Origin of the sequence: Paracoccus sediminis (assembly GCF_900188295.1) — a bacterium.
In the GTDB taxonomy this organism is placed as follows: domain Bacteria; phylum Pseudomonadota; class Alphaproteobacteria; order Rhodobacterales; family Rhodobacteraceae; genus Paracoccus; species Paracoccus sediminis.
Window position 1 is genome coordinate 82,441 of sequence record NZ_FZNM01000012.1, and the last position, 16,487, is coordinate 98,927.

Below are 16,487 nucleotides of genomic sequence, written 5' to 3' on the forward strand. Positions count from 1 at the left end.
ACTCACAAGCCGTCCTGATGTGGTTATTGAAATTCCACATAATCGGCGATGAAGGCCATCGCCGCATCCTTGTTCGGCGCGCCCTTCGGGACGACCAGGGCGTCCGCGGCGGTGATGTTGTTTTCCCAGCTTATGCCTACGGGCATTCCGTCCGCCGCCAAAGCCGCCAGGCGCCCATTCCAGAAGAACCCCACAGGCGCCTCGCCAGAAGCCAGAAGCTGCTGGCTTTGCGCCCCGCCTTCCCACCAGATGATGTCTGGCTTGATGGTATCCAGTTTGGCAAAGGCGCGGTCCAGATCCAGCGGATAAAGCTGGTCGGGCGCCACGCCATCGGCCAGCAGCGCGGCCTCGATCACGCCGGGGGCAGACCACTTGTAGAAGGTGCGCTTGCCGGGGAATTTCGCGGTGTCGAACAGGTCCGCAAGCGTCGCGGGCTTTGCATCCGGGAAATTGGCCTCGTTCCAGCCCATCACGAAGGAATAGTAGAACGAGCCGACCGCGTAATCCGACACAAAGCGCGGATCCAGGGACGCCTTGTCGATGACCGTGAAGTCCAGCGGCTCCAGCAGACCCTGATTGCCGGCCTGCAAAGCCCAATCGAATTCGACATCGACGACGTCCCAGTTCGTGGCGTCCGCCTCGACCATGGCCTTGATCTTTCCATAATCGGTCGGGCCGTCCTGAACCACGGCGGTGCCGGTCTTTTCGCTGAAGGGCGCGGCCCAGAATTCGGTCTGCGCATCCTGCGTGGTTCCGCCCCACGAGGTGAAGACCATCTGCTGGGCCTGTGCCGCGCCCCCTGCAACGGTCAGCATCGCAGCGGCTGCCAAAACTTTCCTGTTCATGTTTCTCTCCTCCACTGTGTTCTTGAAAGCCCGGCAGCGTGCCGGGCGGGTTCTTGTCAGCGCATGACGAACGGATCGGGAATCGGATCGTCCGACGTTCGCAGCCAGACGGTCTTGACGGCGGTGTAATCCAGGGCGGCGGCCAGTCCGCCCTCGCGGCCATGGCCGGACAGGCCGTGCCCGCCGAATGGCGCGATGGGCGATACGGCACGATAGGTATTGACCCAGACGATGCCCGCGCGGATGCCGCGGATCATGCGATGCGCGCGGGTCAGGCTGCGGGTGAACACGCCCGAGGCGAGGCCGTACCGCGTGTCGTTGGCAAGGCGCAAGGCGTCTGCCTCGTCCTTGAAGGCGACGACCGACAGCACCGGACCGAACAGCTCCTGGGTCACGCAAGGTGCGTTCGGGGCATCCGTGCAGTCCAGGATGGTCGGCGGGAAATAGAAGCCCGCCCTATCGGGCGCGCTGCCGCCGGTCACCAGCCTTGCCCCCGCCGCGACGCTGTCCGCCACGATCCGTCCGATCCGGTCGCGCTGCCGGGCGGTGCAGAGCGGGCCGATTTCGGTCGCCATGTCGTCCGGGGCGCCGATGCGGACCGCCTCGGCCCTGGCCTTGAGGCGGGCCAGCATCTCGTCCTTGATGCTGTGCTGAACAAGCAGGCGGGATCCCGCGACGCAGCTTTGCCCGGTTGCGGCGAAGATGCCCGCGACCTGCGCGTTGGTTGCGCTGTCGAGGTCGGCATCGTCGAACACGATGAAGGGCGATTTCCCCCCCAGTTCCAGCGACGTCTTGGACAGGTTCTCGGCCGAGGCCCGCACGATGTGACGCGCGGTGTCCGGCCCGCCCGTAAAGGCGATATGCGCCACCAGCGGATGCGTCGTCAGCGCCTTTCCTGCTTCCGGTCCGCCGGTCAGGATGTTGACGACGCCGGGCGGAAAACCGGCCTGATCGACCAGACGGGCGAATTCCAGCATCGCGGCAGGACCGTCCTCGCTGGCCTTGACGACCAGGGTGCAACCGGCCGCCAAGGCGGGACCGATCTTGACCGCCGACAGGAACAGCTGGCTGTTCCAGGGCACGATGGCCGCGACCACGCCCACGGGTTCGCGACGCAGCCAGACCTCCATGTCGGGCTTGTCGATGGGCAGGTGCGCACCCTCGATCTTGTCGGCAAGGCCCGCGTAGTAGCGGTAATAGTCCGCGACATAGGCGATCTGGCTGCCGGTTTCCCGGATGATCTTGCCGGTGTCGCGGGTTTCCAAGGCCGCGAGGCGCGGCGCGGCCCCGGCCACCAGATCCGCCAGCCGCGCGATCAGCTTGCCACGCGCGGTCGCGGTCAGGCCCGCCCATTCGGGCGCCGTGAAGGCGCGGTCGGCGGCCCGAACGGCGCGGTCCACGTCGGCGGCCGAGGCGTCCGCGACCACAGCCCAGGGTGTCCCGGTCGCGGGATCGAGGCTTTCAAAGCGGTGTGTCCCGTCCTCGAACCGGCCATCGATGTAGTGTTGCAAGCGTTCCATGGATTCACGCAAAGACTGGCATCACGTCGCGGATGAAACGTTCGAGGGACGCGCGCTTGCGCTCGAAGCTCATGCCGCTGTCGATCCAGAAGCTGAATTGATCGTAGCCCAAGGCCTCATAGAACCTGATCCGCCGGATGACTTCCGGCGCCTGCCCGACGATCTGGTTCCTGCGCATGGCTTCTGCGGAATAGAACGGGTGCCTGGCGGCCTCCTCGGGCGTGATCTCCTCGATCAGGCCCATCGAGATCGGCTTTTCGTTTTTGAACCACGCCCCGAAATAGTTGTAGAACATGTTGAGTTCTTCGGCACCCCGCTGCGCATCCTCCTCGCTGTCGGCGACATAGGTGTGGCGCAGAACCATGATCTGCGGACGCGGACGGCCAGGGTTCTTCTCGCAGGCCGCGTTGAAATGGCCCATCAGGCTGACGACTTCCTCGTCGCCCTGGTGCAGGGGCGTGACTTGGACGTTGCAGCCGTTGGCCACGGCGAATTCGTGGCTGTTCGGATCGCGCGCGGCCACCCAGATCGGAGGATGAGGCTGCTGGACCGGCATGGGCGAGGACGTGGTCTTGGGGAATTTCCAGAATTCGCCGTGGTGTTCGTAATCGCCTGCCCACAGCTTCTGGATGGCCGGGATCATCTCGCGCATCCGCTGACCGGCACCCCAGGCGTCAAGCCCCGGCACCATGCGTTCGTATTCGAAACCATAGGCCCCGCGCGCAATGCCCAGGTCGAGGCGTCCGTCCGTGATGAGGTCTGTCATCGCCGCTTCGCCCGCCAGCTTGATGGGATGCCAGAAGGGAGCGACCACGGTTCCGGTGCCCAGGCGCACGTTTTTCGTGCGCCGCGCCAGGTCGACCAGATTCAGAAACGGGTTCGGCGCGATGGTGAAGTTCATGCCGTGATGCTCGCCGGTCCAGATGGCGTGCATGCCGCCTTCATCGGCGATGCGGCACAGGTCGATCATCTCTTCATACAGGCGCTGCTGGTCGTCCGTGGCCGAAACGCGCTCCATGTGGATGAAAAGAGAGAATTTCATGATGCGCTTCCTTGGGGTTTCCGGGTGACTTGGCCTTGTTCGTGAGAACCGAAATAGACGCCGTAATTGCCAAGACGAGATTCCTCGCAGAGGCGTTCGAGCATCGAGCGCATGGCGGAATCGGCGATGCCCTTGAACTGGCTCGACTCCAGCGGCACGAATTGGCCGCGAAGCGTTTCCGTGGTAGCGGCAGGGCAGCGATAGGCGATGTGCTGGCAGCCTTCGGAAGCGCCTTCGTAGACGGCATAGATTTCGCCCGCCGACGCGTCCGGGACGGTTTCGGACAGCAAGCGCGTCAAGGCCGCCTGGACGCCATCGCGACCGACGCGGGTTTCGGGAAGGGTCAGCCCATTCTTGCCGTCATCCAAGAGCAGAACCTCGCCGGCGCTTTCCAGGATCGCGGAAATCTTGACGTCGGGACCGGCCGGAAGCTGAGCGCCGGTCTGTGCGGGCGTGACATAGGCGCCTCTGTAATAACCAAGCCCGGCTTCCTGGGTGGCACCGAAATCCTCGACCCGGCCCAGAAGGATCGCATGGTCTCCTGCGTCGATCACCTGGGCCAGCGTGCAGTCGAACCATGCCGATACGCCGGCGATGATGGGCGAACCCGCGTCGCCGGGTCGCCATTCGACAGCCGCGAAACGGTCCTCCACAGGCTTGGCGAAGGTGCCTGACACATCCTTCTGGCTTTCGGCCAGAACATTGATGGCGAAACCTTCGGCCCGAGAGAAATGGGCGAAGTTGCGCGACGACTTCGCGATGGACACCAGCAGAAGCGGCGGATCGAGCGACACCGACGAAAAGGAATTAGCGGTGAAGCCAAGCGGCTTTCCATCCGGGGACATGCTTGTCACGACCGTGACGCCCGTCATGAAGCAGCCAAAGGCATCGCGCAACGCGCGGGGGTCAAATGCGCTCATGGGCCACCTCGCTGTTCAGCCACGTTCTCAGGGCGTCGTTTACAGTGTCCGGGCCGGTCAGGTTGACCATGTGCTTGTGACCGGCCACGATCACCGCGCGCCCCCTGGGAATGCGTGCCGCCATCTCGACGCTCATTCCAGGGGTGGAGTTGAGATCCCCGTCGCCGGTCAGGATCAGAGCGGGGCAGGCGATGCGATCCAGGTGTTCCGCATAGGTGCGGTCGCCTTCGGCAAAGCTGCGATAGGCCGTTGTGTAGCTTTGAAGGTCCATTTGCTTCAACCAGCCCGCGACCCGGTCGCGGATCGCCGCCTGGTCATCTCCGAACCACCGGGTCAGCGGGCCGTCGATGCTGCTTTTGCCGCGCGCCAGTTCGTCGGCACGGGCCATGACCGCCGCGCGGGCTTCCGGGCCGCGGCAATAGACGGCATTCAGAAGCGCCAGGCGTCGCACCAGATCGGGGCGCTCCACGGCAAGGCCTGCCGACACCAAGGCCCCCATCGAATGCCCCGCCAGATTGACCGGGCCAAGGTCCAGGGCCTCGACCAGGCGCGCGGCCCAGGCCACGAAGTCCGGCAACCGGGCCGTGGGGGACAGGGCAGAGGTTCCCCCATGGCCCGGCATATCGACGGCGACGACATGGTAGCCGCCCCTCAAGGCATCGATCTGCGGACGCCAGGCGTCGGCGCACATGCCGACCCCGTGGATCAGCAGCAAAGGCTCGCCCGCGCCCGCCTCGAGGATGTGGGCCGTGCCGCCGTCAGACAGCGGCAGGGTTCGAGACGTCATGGCCCAAATCCTTCAGATCCTGATAGCGGTCGCCGATGCGGTGATGCGGACGCCCGCCGATCGACGCCCCCAGCGCCACGACGATCTCGTCGGCGGCGGGCGCATCGGGGATCGCGAACTGGATCGTCAGATAATGCGAACGGCGGCCCTCGTCGTTCTTGTCCATCAGCGGAATCAGGATCGGACAATTCGCCGGGCCGCGAGTGTTGGTGAAGGCGAGATAGGATTTGGCGCCGACAGCGGTGCGATAGTGGTTGCCAAAGCGCAGCGTGTGGATCAGCGCCGAGGCATGCTCGATCTCGCCATTCAGGCCGACAACCGCAGCCTTGCCGTAAGCCTCGACCATTTCGCCCGAGCCGGCCTCGTCGAGAATCATCCGGGTCAGCACTTTGCCCAGAACAGGACCAACGCTGTGGATCTCGGGTTTCAGGTCGTCGACATAGCCGCGCCCCGCCCACGGGTTTCTCACCACGGCGGCGGCGGCGATAAGCCTCAGTGGCACAGCGGCCGGGCGACCGCCCTCGATCAGCGTGGTTTCGACGTTCAGCAGCGTCTTCCGGATGTCCGCAGTCATGGGCAAGCCTTTCGATTCGTCCTGACAATCGTGGTATACCAACATACCATATGTCAATCTGTCATTGTGCCAGGCTGTGATGTGGGGTAAGCACACGGATATGGAAAACGAAAAGCTGGCCGATCTTCGAATCGATCATGTTCCCCAAACGCTCCGCGAAATCGCGGTCGAGCGGATGCGGGCGGCCATCGTGTCAGGGTATTTTCCGTCAGGCCGCAGGCTGGTCGAACGCAATCTGGTCGAGCAGCTGGGCGTGTCTCGCTCGGTGATCCGCGAGGCGATCCGCTATCTCGAGGCAGAAGGGCTGGTCGAGGTGCTGCCCCGCAGCGGTCCCGTCGTGGCGACGCTGGACTGGGAACGGGCACGGCAGATCTATGACATCCGTCTGCGTCTAGAGGCCGCCGCGGCCGCCGATTGCGCAAGACTTGCGGACGATGCGGCGCGGGGGCGGCTCGCCGAAGCACTGCGCCAGCTCGAACAGGCGTTCGAGTCGGCCGATCCGCAGGTGCTCTATGACGCGACCACGCGCTTCTACCAGGAAATTTTCACATCGGCCGGGCACCATGTCGCGTGGGACATCGTCCACCGTCTGAATGGCCGCATCTCGCGGCTGCGGGCGCTGACGCTGGCCTCGACGGATCGGCGCGTCTCGGGTCAGGCGCGGATGCGGCGCATTGCCGAGGCCATTCTGGCACGCGAGCCCGAGGCCGCAGAGCAGGCCGTTCGCGAACACCTGACCGAAGCAGCCCATATCGCCAGACAACTGCTGGAAAAAGCCGAGGGCGCAAAGGTCAGGGACGTGTCATGAGCGCCTATTGGATCGCGCATGTCACCGTGACGGATCCCGAGGCCTATGCCGGCTATCGGACGCTTGCCCCGGCGGCTTTTGCCCGCTACGGCGCCCGATTCCTGGCGCAAGGGGGCGAGGCCGACGTGCTGGAAGGGCCTGCGTTTGATCGGCATGTCGTGATCGAATTCGCCGATCTTGCGACGGCGCGGGCCTGCTATGCCTCTCCAGAGTATCGGGCGGCACGGGACAGGCGGGACGGCGCATGCGTTGCGCATGTCGTGATCGTCGCGGGGCTTTGACGGCGGGCTGCAACGACATCCGGGCCGTGCCGCCGCGCCAAGACCGTCCGGGTTTGGTCAAACAGCCCCGGAGCCCGTGTCGAATGGGCTGGCGGAACGCCGTGGCCGTTCGAGCCTCGGCCCGCGCGGCAGGAAATCAGGACGCGCCATCGTGGTCGGCCAGAACCTGGCGGGCAAGGCGGAAAGCCTCGACCCCGGCAGGAATCCCGGCATAGATCGCGAGTTGTATCAACGCGTCACGGATTTCGTCCCGAGTGCAGCCGTTTGTCAATGCTCCCTTGAGATGCAGCTTGAATTCCTCGCCTCGGTTCAGGGCGCCCAGCATCACCAGATTCAGCAGGCTTCGATCGCGCCGCGTCAACGCGCCATCGTCGCCTTCGCGACCCCAGCCCGCACCCCAGCAAAACTCGGTCACGAGGTTCTGAAAGTCGCGGTTGAAGTCATCGGCGTCCCCCAGCGATTTCTCGACATAAGCGTCGCCCAGAACTTCCTTGCGGATCTTGAGGCCTTTCTCGAACAGTTCGCCAGCCATGAAAGCCTGTCCTTTTCTATCCCGGTATGATGATCGATGGGGCGGGCCGTGCGCCGGCACATGACGATCCGGCGGGGCGCCGGACGCAAGGACCATGGCCGAGCCGGATCGCCGGATCGCCCGGCGCGAAACCCGACCCAGGATCTGGACTGATCGATTTGAAGGTGGCGGTCAAGGGCGGCGCAGTTGCCAAGGTCCGATGCCCTAAATCCGGATCCCGGCGCTGTGCGCGGTGTTGCGGACGTGATCGCGCATCCGGTCGGCGGCTGCCGCGCCGTCGCCGCGTTGCAGGGCATCGATGATTGCCCAATGCTCGGCGATCGACTGGGTCATCCGGTCATGATTGGTGTTGGGGATGGGTTGCCGCTGCGTTTCGGTCAGCAATTGCTGCACCGTGCAGTACAGGCCGGTCAGCATCCGGTTGGGGCAGGCCATGGCGATGCCCAGATGCAACGCCAGATCGGCCTCGACATGGGCGACCAGATCACCAGACTGCCAGGCCTCCTCGAACGCATGTGCCGCAGCCGTCAGGTGTTGCAGCACGGAGGGGGTGATGATCGCCGCCGCCAGGCGGCACAGTTCCGATTCGATCAGCACGCGCGTCTGGAAGACGTCCTTCAGATCATGGGCGTCCACATACCGCCAGGCAAGGGACGTCGGGCGCGTGATCGGATCCAGCACAAAGGTGCCCCGCGCCGGAAGGGTCTGCACCAGGCCCAGGGTCTCCAGGGTCAGCAAGGCCTCGCGCAGGGACGGGCGGGAGACGTTCAGGCGTTCCGCCAACACCCGCTGCGACGGCAGCTTCTGGCCCGGCTGCAATTCGCCGGACCGGATCATGTCCTGAAGGCGACGCGCGATCGTCTGCGTCACAGGGGCCTTGTCCCATACCAACCCTGCCATTGCCATCCCTTCTTGTCCGCCCTCGTCCGGTCGCGAACATAGATGTTGCAAAGACCGGGGGGCCATGTCTGAATACTGGTCAGACCGGTTTTTCCGGTCAAACCAAAAAACGCAACGGGGATGTATCATGAGAACGAATGGAATGCGACGCCTGACGCTCGCCCTGGGCTTGCTGGCGGGCACGGCAGCATCGGGCTGGGCGCAGGATACGCTGACGGTCGGCGCGAACATCGGCAATGTGCCTTGGGAATTCCAGGACGAGACCGGCCAGTTCGTGGGATTTGAAATCGACCTTGTGGCCGCCGTAGCCGAACGTCTGGGTGTCGAGGTCGAGACGGTCAACATCCCCTTCAACGGCCTCTTTTCCGCGGTTCAGTCCGGGCGGATCGACATTGCCACATCGTCGATCACCATCACGGACGAACGGTTGAAGTCTGTCAGCTTCGCCCAGCCCTATTACGACAGCGACCAGTCGCTGACCGTGGCCGAAGGCGGTCCCGCGTCGCTGGAGGAGATGAAGAACAAAGTCGTCGGCGTCGATACCGGGTCGACCGGCGACATGTGGGCTACGGAACAGCAGGGAACCTATGGTTTTTCCGAAATCCGCCGCTATGAGGGACTGGCTCCGGCGATGCTGGACCTGACCGCCGGCCGGATCGACGGCTATATCTCGGACATTCCGGCGCTGCTTTACTATGTCAAGGACAAGCCGAACCTGAAGGTCGTGGCGCGGATCGAGACGGGCGAGAAATATTCGATGATGTTCGCCAAGGACGCCGAACTGGCGACCCAGGTGAACGCCGTTCTGGACGACCTCAAGACCGAAGGGGTGATGGCCCAGCTGCATGAAAAATGGTTCGGCCTGGCGCCGGACGCGGGAACCTCGACCGTGACGGTGTTGCCGATGCCCTCGCTGGACTGATCCGGCTGACCGGACCCGAGGCTAAGGCCCTGGGTCCGGCCAACGACCCGGAACCGGCAAAGGACGCCCATGGATATTGTCGACACCTTCCTCAACGCCGAGGTCATGCGGCGCAGCCTGCCCATGCTGTTGCAGGGCCTGTGGATTACCCTGCAACTTGGCGCGGCCAGCATCGTCGCGGGGCTGGTCCTGGGGCTGGGGCTGGCGATGACGCGGCTTTATGCCGTGGCGCCCCTGCGCCTGCTGACGCGGGTCTATATCGACGTCTTCCGGTCGATCCCGCTGTTGGTTTTGCTGATTATCATCTATTACGCGCTGCCCTTCGTGGGCATCCGCCTGTCGCCCTTTCTGTCGGCGATGACCGCGCTGACCCTGGTTTCCGGCGCCTACACGGCCGAGATCTTTCGCGCCGGCATCGAGGCCATTCCCAAGGGCCAGTTCGAGGCATCCGCCGCCCTGGGCCTCGGCGGCCTTCAGACCATGAAAGAGGTGATCCTGCCCCAGGCCGTCAAGATCGTCATTCCGCCCTTGACCAACAACTCGATCAACGTGGTCAAGGACACGGCGCTTGCCTCGGTCGTGGCGATGCCCGACCTGCTGAAACAGGCGACGCAGGCGCAGGCTCTGGCTGCCAATCCGACGCCGCTGATCGTGGCAGCCGCAATTTATGTCGCGTTCCTGTGGCCGCTGGTGGCGGCCGTGTCGCGGATGGAACGCCGCTTTGCCGCAAGGAGACGCTGAGATGGACGGCTTCGTCAGCATCCGCAACCTGCGCAAGTCCTATGGCAGCTTCGAGGCGCTGCGCGGCATCGACCTGGACGTCGCCAAGGGCGAGGTCGTCTGCGTGATCGGCCCGTCCGGGTCGGGCAAGTCCACGCTGATCCGCTGCATCAACCGTCTGGAAAGCTTTTCGCCCGAAAGCGAAATCCGCGTGGACGGCATCCCCGTTGCGACCGGCCGCGCGCTTGCCCGTGTGAGGGCCGAGGTCGGCATGGTCTTTCAGTCCTTCAACCTGTTCCCGCACCTGACCGTGCGCGAGAATGTCATGCTGGCCCCCCGCAAGGTGCGCGGGACGCCGCGCGCCGAGGCGGCGGCGCGGGCCGATCAGCTGCTGTCCCGCGTGGGCATCGCCGATCAGGCCGACAAATACCCCGAGCATCTGTCGGGCGGGCAGCAGCAGCGCGTGGCGATCGCCCGCGCGCTTGCGATGGATCCGCAGGTGATGCTGTTCGACGAACCGACCAGTGCGCTTGACCCCGAAATGGTGGGAGAGGTTCTGGACGTGATGCGCGACCTTGCCCGCACCGGCGTGACCATGATCGTCGTCACGCACGAAATGGGCTTTGCGTCGCAGGTCGCGGACCGGGTGATCTTCATGGACGGCGGCCAGATCGTCGAACAAGGCCCGCCAGCCCAACTGCTTACCCATCCTGTCGAGCAGCGCACCCGGAACTTTCTGGGCGCCGTGCTGAATCACTGAAGGCGAACACAAATGACAGCTCTCGATCTGACTCATGTCCAGTCCCAGTTTCCCGGCCTGTGCGATGATTGGGTATTCTTCGACAATGCCGGCGGATCGCAGATCTGCCAGCCTGCGCTTGATCGGATGGTCGAGTTCCTGACCCACCGCAACGTCCAGATCGGCGGCAGCTATGCCGTGTCGCAGGCCGCGGCCGAGGCGCTGACGACGGGCCGCCAGGCCGCGCAGACGCTGGTCAACGCCGCCCGCCCCGAGGAAATCGTCTTCGGCCCCTCGACCACCGTGCTGTTGCAGAACCTGGCCGCCGCGATGCGCAGCCAGTTCCGTCCGGGCGACGAGGTGATCGTCACCATGGCCGACCACGAAAGCAACATCGGTCCCTGGATGCGGCTTGCGGATGTCGGCGTGACCGTCAAGGTCTGGCCGCTGAACCCGCAGACCCAGGATCTGCAACTGTCCGACCTGGAACCGCTGATGACCGGCCGCACCCGGCTGGTTTGCGTGACCCATGTGTCCAACATCCTGGGCAAGGTGCATCCGGTCGCCGATTTCGCCCGCTTCGTGCATGACCGGGGCGCGCTGATCTGCGTCGATGCGGTGGCCTATGCCCCCCACCGGCTGATCGACGTCCGGGCCTGGGACGTCGATTACTATGCCTTCAGCCTGTACAAGGCCTATGGCCCGCATGGGGCGCTGATGTATGGAAAATACGATCTTTTGGCCGAACTGGACGGGCTTTACCATTATTTCTACGGCAAGGACAAAGTCCCCGGAAAGCTGGAACCCGGCAACCCCAGCTATGAGGCCGCCTACAGCACCGACGGAATCGTGGAATACCTGGCCGGCCTTGCCCGCCATCACGGGGCAGGGGGCGACCGCCGCGCGATGATTGCCGCCGCCTATGACCTGATAACGGCGCAGGAAGACCTGCTGACCGATCGCCTGCTGTCGTGGCTGTCCGGCCGCAACGACTGCCGGATCATCGGCGAGGGGGTGAACCGCAACAGCACGCGCGTTCCGACCATCGCCTTCAAGTTCGACGGGATCCATTCCGGCGCCATCGTCCGCGCGATGGATGACCATGGCATTGCGATGCGCTTTGGCGACTTTCATTCCCGCCGCCTGGTCGAACATTTGGGCGACGACCATCTGGGCGGCGTCCTGCGCATCTCGATGGTTCACTACAATACGGTCGGGCAGGTCGACCGGCTGACCAATGCGCTTAGCGCGATCCTGGCCAGAGAGCCGACATGACCGGATGGGCGTTGGGGGGTCCGACGGCAACGAACAACGCCTATGCTGACCCAGGATCAGCGGGCCGCCGGGCCGATGGCCACGCAAGGCGATGATCCCGACGCGTTCCCGCGGGACTGTTTCCTGCGGACCCGTGTCGAGACGCGCAGGACCGTCGCGATCTCCGGGGGGAGGGCACATCCTGAGGCAGGACCGGACCGGCCCCGCGTCTGCTGTGGATGGTGAAACAGCAACGCCGCCCGGCTCGGTTCGATCATGCCGCGCCTTACCTGACGGTCCTTGGCAGACCGAGGTGCCAGGGTTGCGGCGCAGCGCCCGATGGCCCGATGTCGCGTCGTCCTCGACACGCGCGACGGACCCGAGATTTGTTAGACGCGCGGGGCTGCCTTTGTTACAGGACAGGCATCACTATCGCGATGACCGCATGCAACAAAGGCCTCGAACTTGACAAGAAGACCTGAAGATCAGTCGGCGAGTGCCTCGGATATCCGCTTGCTGAAGGCTGCCTGCGAAAACGCAAGCAGCGCCTTGTTCGTTCTCGATGAAAAGCAGCATTGCATTTACATGAACTCTGCGGCGTCTGATCTGACCGGATACGCTCTCGAAGAACTTCAGACGCGTGCCCTGCACGACGCGATTCACCATTCCCGACCGGATGGCAGCGCCTATCCGATCAAGGAATGCCCCATCGTCCAGGCTTTCCCCAAATCCCGCCGGCAGCAGGGACAGGACACCTTCATTCACAAGGACGGTCATTTCTACGAGGTGGAATATACGGCCAGTCCGGTTGAGGAGGGGGGCGTCGTCGTCGGCACCGTGCTCGAGGTGCGCGACATCAGCGCCGATATTCAAGCCCGGCGGGCGCTTGAAGAAGAAACATGGACGCTGGAACTTCTCAATCGGATCGGGACGATGCTGACAAGCACGCTTGATCTGGAAGAAATCGTCCAGACCGTAACCGATATCGCCACCGAACTGTCAGGCGCGCAATTCGGCGCATTTTTCTACAACACCATCCGGGAAGGAAAGACGCTTCAGCTTTATGCCCTGTCGGGCGCTCCGCGCTCTGCGTTCTCCTCCTTTCCCCCGCCCCGGCACACGGCCGTCTTCGGCCCCACCTTTGCCGGAGGCTCCGTCCTCAGGGTCGGCAATATCAAGGCGGATCCCCGTTACGGGAATCATGCGCCGTTTCATGGCATGCCGCCGGGCCACTTGCCCGTGACAAGCTATCTGGCCGTTCCTGTCGTTTCGCGGGGAGGTGAGATTCTTGGCGCGCTCATTTTCGGTCACAAGGACGCGGACGTCTTCAGCGCACGCAGTGAACGCATTGTCACAGCGATCGCGGCACAGGCATCCATCGCCATCGACAACGCTCATCTTTTCGAGGCGGCTCAGAGAGAGATCGCCGACCGCCAGCGTTCCGAGGATCACCAGAAGCTTTTGGCGCAAGAGCTCAATCACCGCGTCAAGAACATGCTGGCAACGGTTCAGGCCATCGCCAGGCAGACCTTTCGCGGGCGCGCCGAGGACACGGCGATGCGTCTGTTCACCGGGCGCCTGCTGGCCCTGTCGCACAGCCACAGCCTTATCATGCGGGAAAACTGGCGAAGCGTCGATCTGAGGGCGATCGCCTCGGCGTCGCTGGCGCCCTTTGTCGGCAATGTCGCCGGCAACCACAGGGTTCTTCTGGAGGGTCAGCAGGTTTCCCTGACGCCCAAGCTCGCTCTTGCTCTGGGAATGGGGTTTCATGAACTGGCTACCAATGCCACGAAATACGGGGCGCTCACATCCGAGAACGGCCTGGTTGAAATCCGCTGGCAGGATCTTGGCAAGGGCACCTTGTGCATCACCTGGATTGAAAAACACGGACCCGTGGTCGTGCCGCCCCCCTCCAGGGGATTCGGCACACGCCTGCTCGAGGAAGGCCTTTCAAACGAGATCGGGGGGACGGTGCGGCTGCTGCATCATCCGGACGGGCTGATCTGCGAGATAAAGATGCCGATGCCGGAGGCAAGCTGATGATATCGAATCTGGCGGGTCTGCGCATTCTGGTCGTAGAGGACGAGATGCTGGTCTGCATGGACATCGAGGACATGCTCGAAGGGTTCGGGTGCGTCATCATCGGTCCGGCGGCGCGCGTCGCTCAGGCGCTGACCCTCCTTGAAAAGGAAGACGTCGATATCGCCCTTCTCGACGTCAATCTTGGTCGGGAAAAGAGCTATCCGATCGTCGACCGGCTGATGGCAAGAGGCATACCCTTCCTGCTGTCCACCGGCTACGCTGAAATCGACCCGCCCTACGACCAATGCCCGAAGGTTCAGAAACCCTATTCCGATCAGCAACTGGCGAAAAGCCTCGAGGTCGTGCTCCGAACAGCCTGAAATCCGGATTTGTCAAAGAGCGTGAGGTTGCGAGAGGCAATCGGACCAGCCCTGTTCCTTTGGCACAGGCCGCCTGGCAGACGCTCGCGATCCCGATTCGGCCGATGAGGGACGCAATGCCGGGGCGCCTGACCGACGCGGGATCGAACGGATCCGGCGGTTCACCAGGTGCGGAACCTCATGGACGAAGCCGGTACCAAGGATGATTTGGCATCGGGCGACTGAACCGTTATCCCCCTTCGTCCGTTAGTCCGCGATACCATCCGGGGGGACACCATGCGGGGGCAGGTATGACCATGACGCCACGGTGGCCGGAACGGCTGTGGCTGGTGCGCCACGGACAAAGCGCCGGCAATGTCGCGCGCGACAAGGCGCACGAGGCGGGACAGCGCCGCATCGACCTGCGCGCCCGCGACGTGGATATCCCGCTTTCGGCCTTGGGGCGCGATCAATCGCGCGCATTGGGGCGATGGTTCGCTGACGGGGAGGAAGGCGCGCGGCCCAACGTCTTGATGTGTTCGCCCTATCTGCGCGCGCGACAGACCGCCGAAATATTCCGGGACGCCGGGGGCTGCCGGGGCACCCTGGGCCTGCGCCTGGACGAACGCCTGCGCGAGAAGGAATTCGGCATCCTGGACGGGCTGACGACCATGGGCGTGCGCGACGAGGAACCGCAGCAAGCCGAACTGCGCCTGCTCCTGGGCAAGTTCTATCACCGCCCGCCCGGCGGCGAGAGCTGGTGCGACGTCATTTTCCGCCTGCGGTCGCTGCTTGACACGGTCGGGCTTCACCATGGCGGCTGTCGGGTGATGATCGTGGCCCATCAGGTCGTGGTCCTGTGCCTGCGCTATATCATCGAAGGGCTGACCGAGGAGGAAATCCTCGCGATCGACGCGGAAGGGGATGTGGCGAACTGTTCGATCACGGAATACCGCTTTGCCGAAACCGAGGAAGGCGACGGCGAAATGAGGCTGCTGCGCTACAACGTGATCGCGCCGATGGTGGCCGACCATACGCCGGTCACGTCCAACCCCGACGCAATGGCGGGCAGCCGAGGATGAACCATGCACCGATCCCGCTGGATGCCGCATGGCTGCGGGCTCATCCGCTGCCGGTTCATGATGATGTCGACAAGAATGAGCGCGGTCGCGTGGTGCTGATCGGCGGCTCGGCACAGGTGCCGGGTGGGGTGCGCCTTACCACTGAGGCGGCGTTCCAGTCCGGCGCCGGCAAGGTGCAACTGGCCGTGCCGGACATTTTGGCGATCCCCCTGGGCGTGCTGCTGCCCGAAGCGGGGATGTTCGCCCTGCCCACGGACGAGACCGGCGAGATCGCGGGCACCCGCCCGGTGGAGCCGTTGCTGGACCACTGCGACTGCCTGGCGATCGGCCCGGCCATGGGATCTGTCGATGCGGCGGGACGGATTCTTGAGGCGATCCTGCCGCGTGCCGAGGCGTGCAGCGTGATCCTTGACGCGGCCGCAGTGGCTGCCGGCCATGACCGTCTGCCACTGTTGCGCCGGATGGCAGGGCGCCTGATCCTGACGCCGAACGCCGGAGAGATGGCGGCGCTGACCGGAAAGGACCGGGATGCGGTGATGAAAGGCCGTGCAAGGATGCTTGTGCCACTGGCCCAGGATTTGGGCGCCGTGGTGGTTCTGAAGGGGCCGACGACAATGCTTGCGAACCCGCAGGGCGACCTCGCGCTTTATGGCGGCGGCGGCGCAGGGCTTGCCACCGGCGGTTCCGGAGACGTGCTTGCCGGGATCATCGCGGGGCTGAGCGCGCGGGGTCTTGGACCTTGGGAAGCCGCCTGCTGGGGTGTCTGGCTGCACGGCGAGGCGGGCCGCCGCTTGTCCGAGCGCCACGGGCCGGTGGGTTTTCTGGCGCGGCAGCTTCCCGCCGAGACGCCAGGCTTGATGCGCGGGATCTGATTGCGAAACCGTGCCCTTTCTCGGCTGCCTCTGACCCCCGCGCGGCGGCGCGGGCCGCCTGCCTGTCGATTTCGAACGAGATGCGCGGCAAGGGCGCCATCCGGCCTTGCACCGCCTGGCTCTGAACCTCGACCCGGTTCAGATGGGGTTCGCTCATCATCCCCCATCCCATGTCCGGCGCCCAAGGATCGACGCTGATCCAGAGGCGTGCGATGAGAACTCACGCCGAAGCGCAAATCGTTGTTTTTCTTCTACTCCAGTCTGTTTCTGATGGCCATCAGGTTGCTCTCGAAGACCTCCGCGGGTGT

General features: G+C 64.3%; 18 protein-coding genes. 10 read left to right on the top strand and 8 right to left on the bottom strand.

What is annotated here, in order from left to right; genetic code table 11:
• Positions 1–23 precede the first annotated feature (23 nt).
• Genes CHB77_RS14520 through CHB77_RS14545 form a run of 6 tightly spaced genes read right to left on the bottom strand, consistent with a single transcriptional unit; the run spans position 24 to position 5,688 of the window.
• On the bottom strand, positions 24–845 hold the full coding sequence (locus CHB77_RS14520) for an ABC transporter substrate-binding protein (protein WP_089388934.1): 822 nt from the start codon (positions 843–845) through the stop codon (positions 24–26).
• A gap of 56 nt (positions 846–901) precedes the next feature.
• Entirely contained in the window at positions 902–2,365 is a 1,464-nt protein-coding gene (locus CHB77_RS14525; protein ID WP_089388935.1) for an aldehyde dehydrogenase, read from the bottom strand.
• A 4-nt stretch (positions 2,366–2,369) separates the two neighbouring features.
• Positions 2,370–3,407, bottom strand: a complete 1,038-nt coding sequence (locus CHB77_RS14530) for an LLM class flavin-dependent oxidoreductase (protein WP_089388936.1) — start codon at positions 3,405–3,407, stop codon at positions 2,370–2,372.
• Positions 3,404–4,327 carry a flavin reductase family protein gene (locus tag CHB77_RS18680; protein WP_089388937.1) on the bottom strand — a complete coding sequence of 308 codons (924 nt, stop codon included), beginning with the start codon at positions 4,325–4,327 and terminating at the stop codon, positions 3,404–3,406. Before CHB77_RS18680 ends, CHB77_RS14530 begins: the two co-directional genes overlap by 4 nt.
• Complete coding sequence (locus CHB77_RS18685) at positions 4,314–5,114, bottom strand: alpha/beta fold hydrolase (RefSeq protein WP_089388938.1); 801 nt, start codon at positions 5,112–5,114, stop codon at positions 4,314–4,316. Before CHB77_RS18685 ends, CHB77_RS18680 begins: the two co-directional genes overlap by 14 nt.
• Positions 5,086–5,688 carry an amino acid synthesis family protein gene (locus CHB77_RS14545; RefSeq protein ID WP_089388939.1) on the bottom strand — a complete coding sequence of 201 codons (603 nt, stop codon included), beginning with the start codon at positions 5,686–5,688 and terminating at the stop codon, positions 5,086–5,088. Before CHB77_RS14545 ends, CHB77_RS18685 begins: the two co-directional genes overlap by 29 nt.
• Positions 5,689–5,788: 100 nt before the next feature.
• Between CHB77_RS14545 and CHB77_RS14550 the strand changes: the two genes are divergently transcribed.
• Both CHB77_RS14550 and CHB77_RS14555 read left to right on the top strand, forming a co-directional pair.
• Positions 5,789–6,496 (top strand): GntR family transcriptional regulator, encoded by a 708-nt coding sequence (locus tag CHB77_RS14550; protein ID WP_089388940.1) that lies wholly within the window; start codon positions 5,789–5,791, stop codon positions 6,494–6,496.
• On the top strand, positions 6,493–6,777 hold the full coding sequence (locus tag CHB77_RS14555; protein WP_089388941.1) for a DUF1330 domain-containing protein: 285 nt from the start codon (positions 6,493–6,495) through the stop codon (positions 6,775–6,777). Before CHB77_RS14550 ends, CHB77_RS14555 begins: the two co-directional genes overlap by 4 nt.
• A gap of 136 nt (positions 6,778–6,913) precedes the next feature.
• Here the strand turns inward: CHB77_RS14555 and CHB77_RS14560 are convergent, their stop codons facing one another.
• Positions 6,914–7,309 (bottom strand): carboxymuconolactone decarboxylase family protein, encoded by a 396-nt coding sequence (locus tag CHB77_RS14560; protein ID WP_089388942.1) that lies wholly within the window; start codon positions 7,307–7,309, stop codon positions 6,914–6,916.
• 204 nt (positions 7,310–7,513) lie between these two features.
• Positions 7,514–8,209, bottom strand: a complete 696-nt coding sequence (locus CHB77_RS14565; RefSeq protein WP_089388943.1) for a FadR/GntR family transcriptional regulator — start codon at positions 8,207–8,209, stop codon at positions 7,514–7,516.
• Between the two features lie 142 nt (positions 8,210–8,351).
• Between CHB77_RS14565 and CHB77_RS14570 the strand changes: the two genes are divergently transcribed.
• The 8 genes from CHB77_RS14570 to CHB77_RS14605 all read left to right on the top strand — a co-directional run bounded on the left by CHB77_RS14570 (position 8,352) and on the right by CHB77_RS14605 (position 16,179).
• Positions 8,352–9,131 carry a basic amino acid ABC transporter substrate-binding protein gene (locus CHB77_RS14570; protein WP_242626664.1) on the top strand — a complete coding sequence of 260 codons (780 nt, stop codon included), beginning with the start codon at positions 8,352–8,354 and terminating at the stop codon, positions 9,129–9,131.
• A 69-nt stretch (positions 9,132–9,200) separates the two neighbouring features.
• Complete coding sequence (locus CHB77_RS14575; protein WP_089388945.1) at positions 9,201–9,872, top strand: amino acid ABC transporter permease; 672 nt, start codon at positions 9,201–9,203, stop codon at positions 9,870–9,872.
• 1 nt (position 9,873) lies between these two features.
• Positions 9,874–10,611 carry an amino acid ABC transporter ATP-binding protein gene (locus CHB77_RS14580; protein WP_089388946.1) on the top strand — a complete coding sequence of 246 codons (738 nt, stop codon included), beginning with the start codon at positions 9,874–9,876 and terminating at the stop codon, positions 10,609–10,611.
• Between the two features lie 12 nt (positions 10,612–10,623).
• Positions 10,624–11,865, top strand: a complete 1,242-nt coding sequence (locus CHB77_RS14585) for a cysteine desulfurase-like protein (RefSeq protein WP_089388947.1) — start codon at positions 10,624–10,626, stop codon at positions 11,863–11,865.
• A 444-nt stretch (positions 11,866–12,309) separates the two neighbouring features.
• Complete coding sequence (locus CHB77_RS14590; protein ID WP_131023375.1) at positions 12,310–13,884, top strand: PAS domain-containing sensor histidine kinase; 1,575 nt, start codon at positions 12,310–12,312, stop codon at positions 13,882–13,884.
• Positions 13,884–14,246, top strand: coding sequence for a response regulator (locus tag CHB77_RS14595; protein WP_089388949.1), 363 nt, complete (start codon positions 13,884–13,886; stop codon positions 14,244–14,246). Before CHB77_RS14590 ends, CHB77_RS14595 begins: the two co-directional genes overlap by 1 nt.
• A 296-nt stretch (positions 14,247–14,542) precedes the next feature.
• Complete coding sequence (locus CHB77_RS14600) at positions 14,543–15,307, top strand: histidine phosphatase family protein (protein ID WP_089388959.1); 765 nt, start codon at positions 14,543–14,545, stop codon at positions 15,305–15,307.
• Positions 15,304–16,179 (top strand): NAD(P)H-hydrate dehydratase, encoded by an 876-nt coding sequence (locus tag CHB77_RS14605; protein WP_089388950.1) that lies wholly within the window; start codon positions 15,304–15,306, stop codon positions 16,177–16,179. The genes CHB77_RS14600 and CHB77_RS14605 overlap by 4 nt, the downstream gene beginning before the upstream one ends.
• The last annotated feature ends 308 nt before the right edge of the window (positions 16,180–16,487 follow it).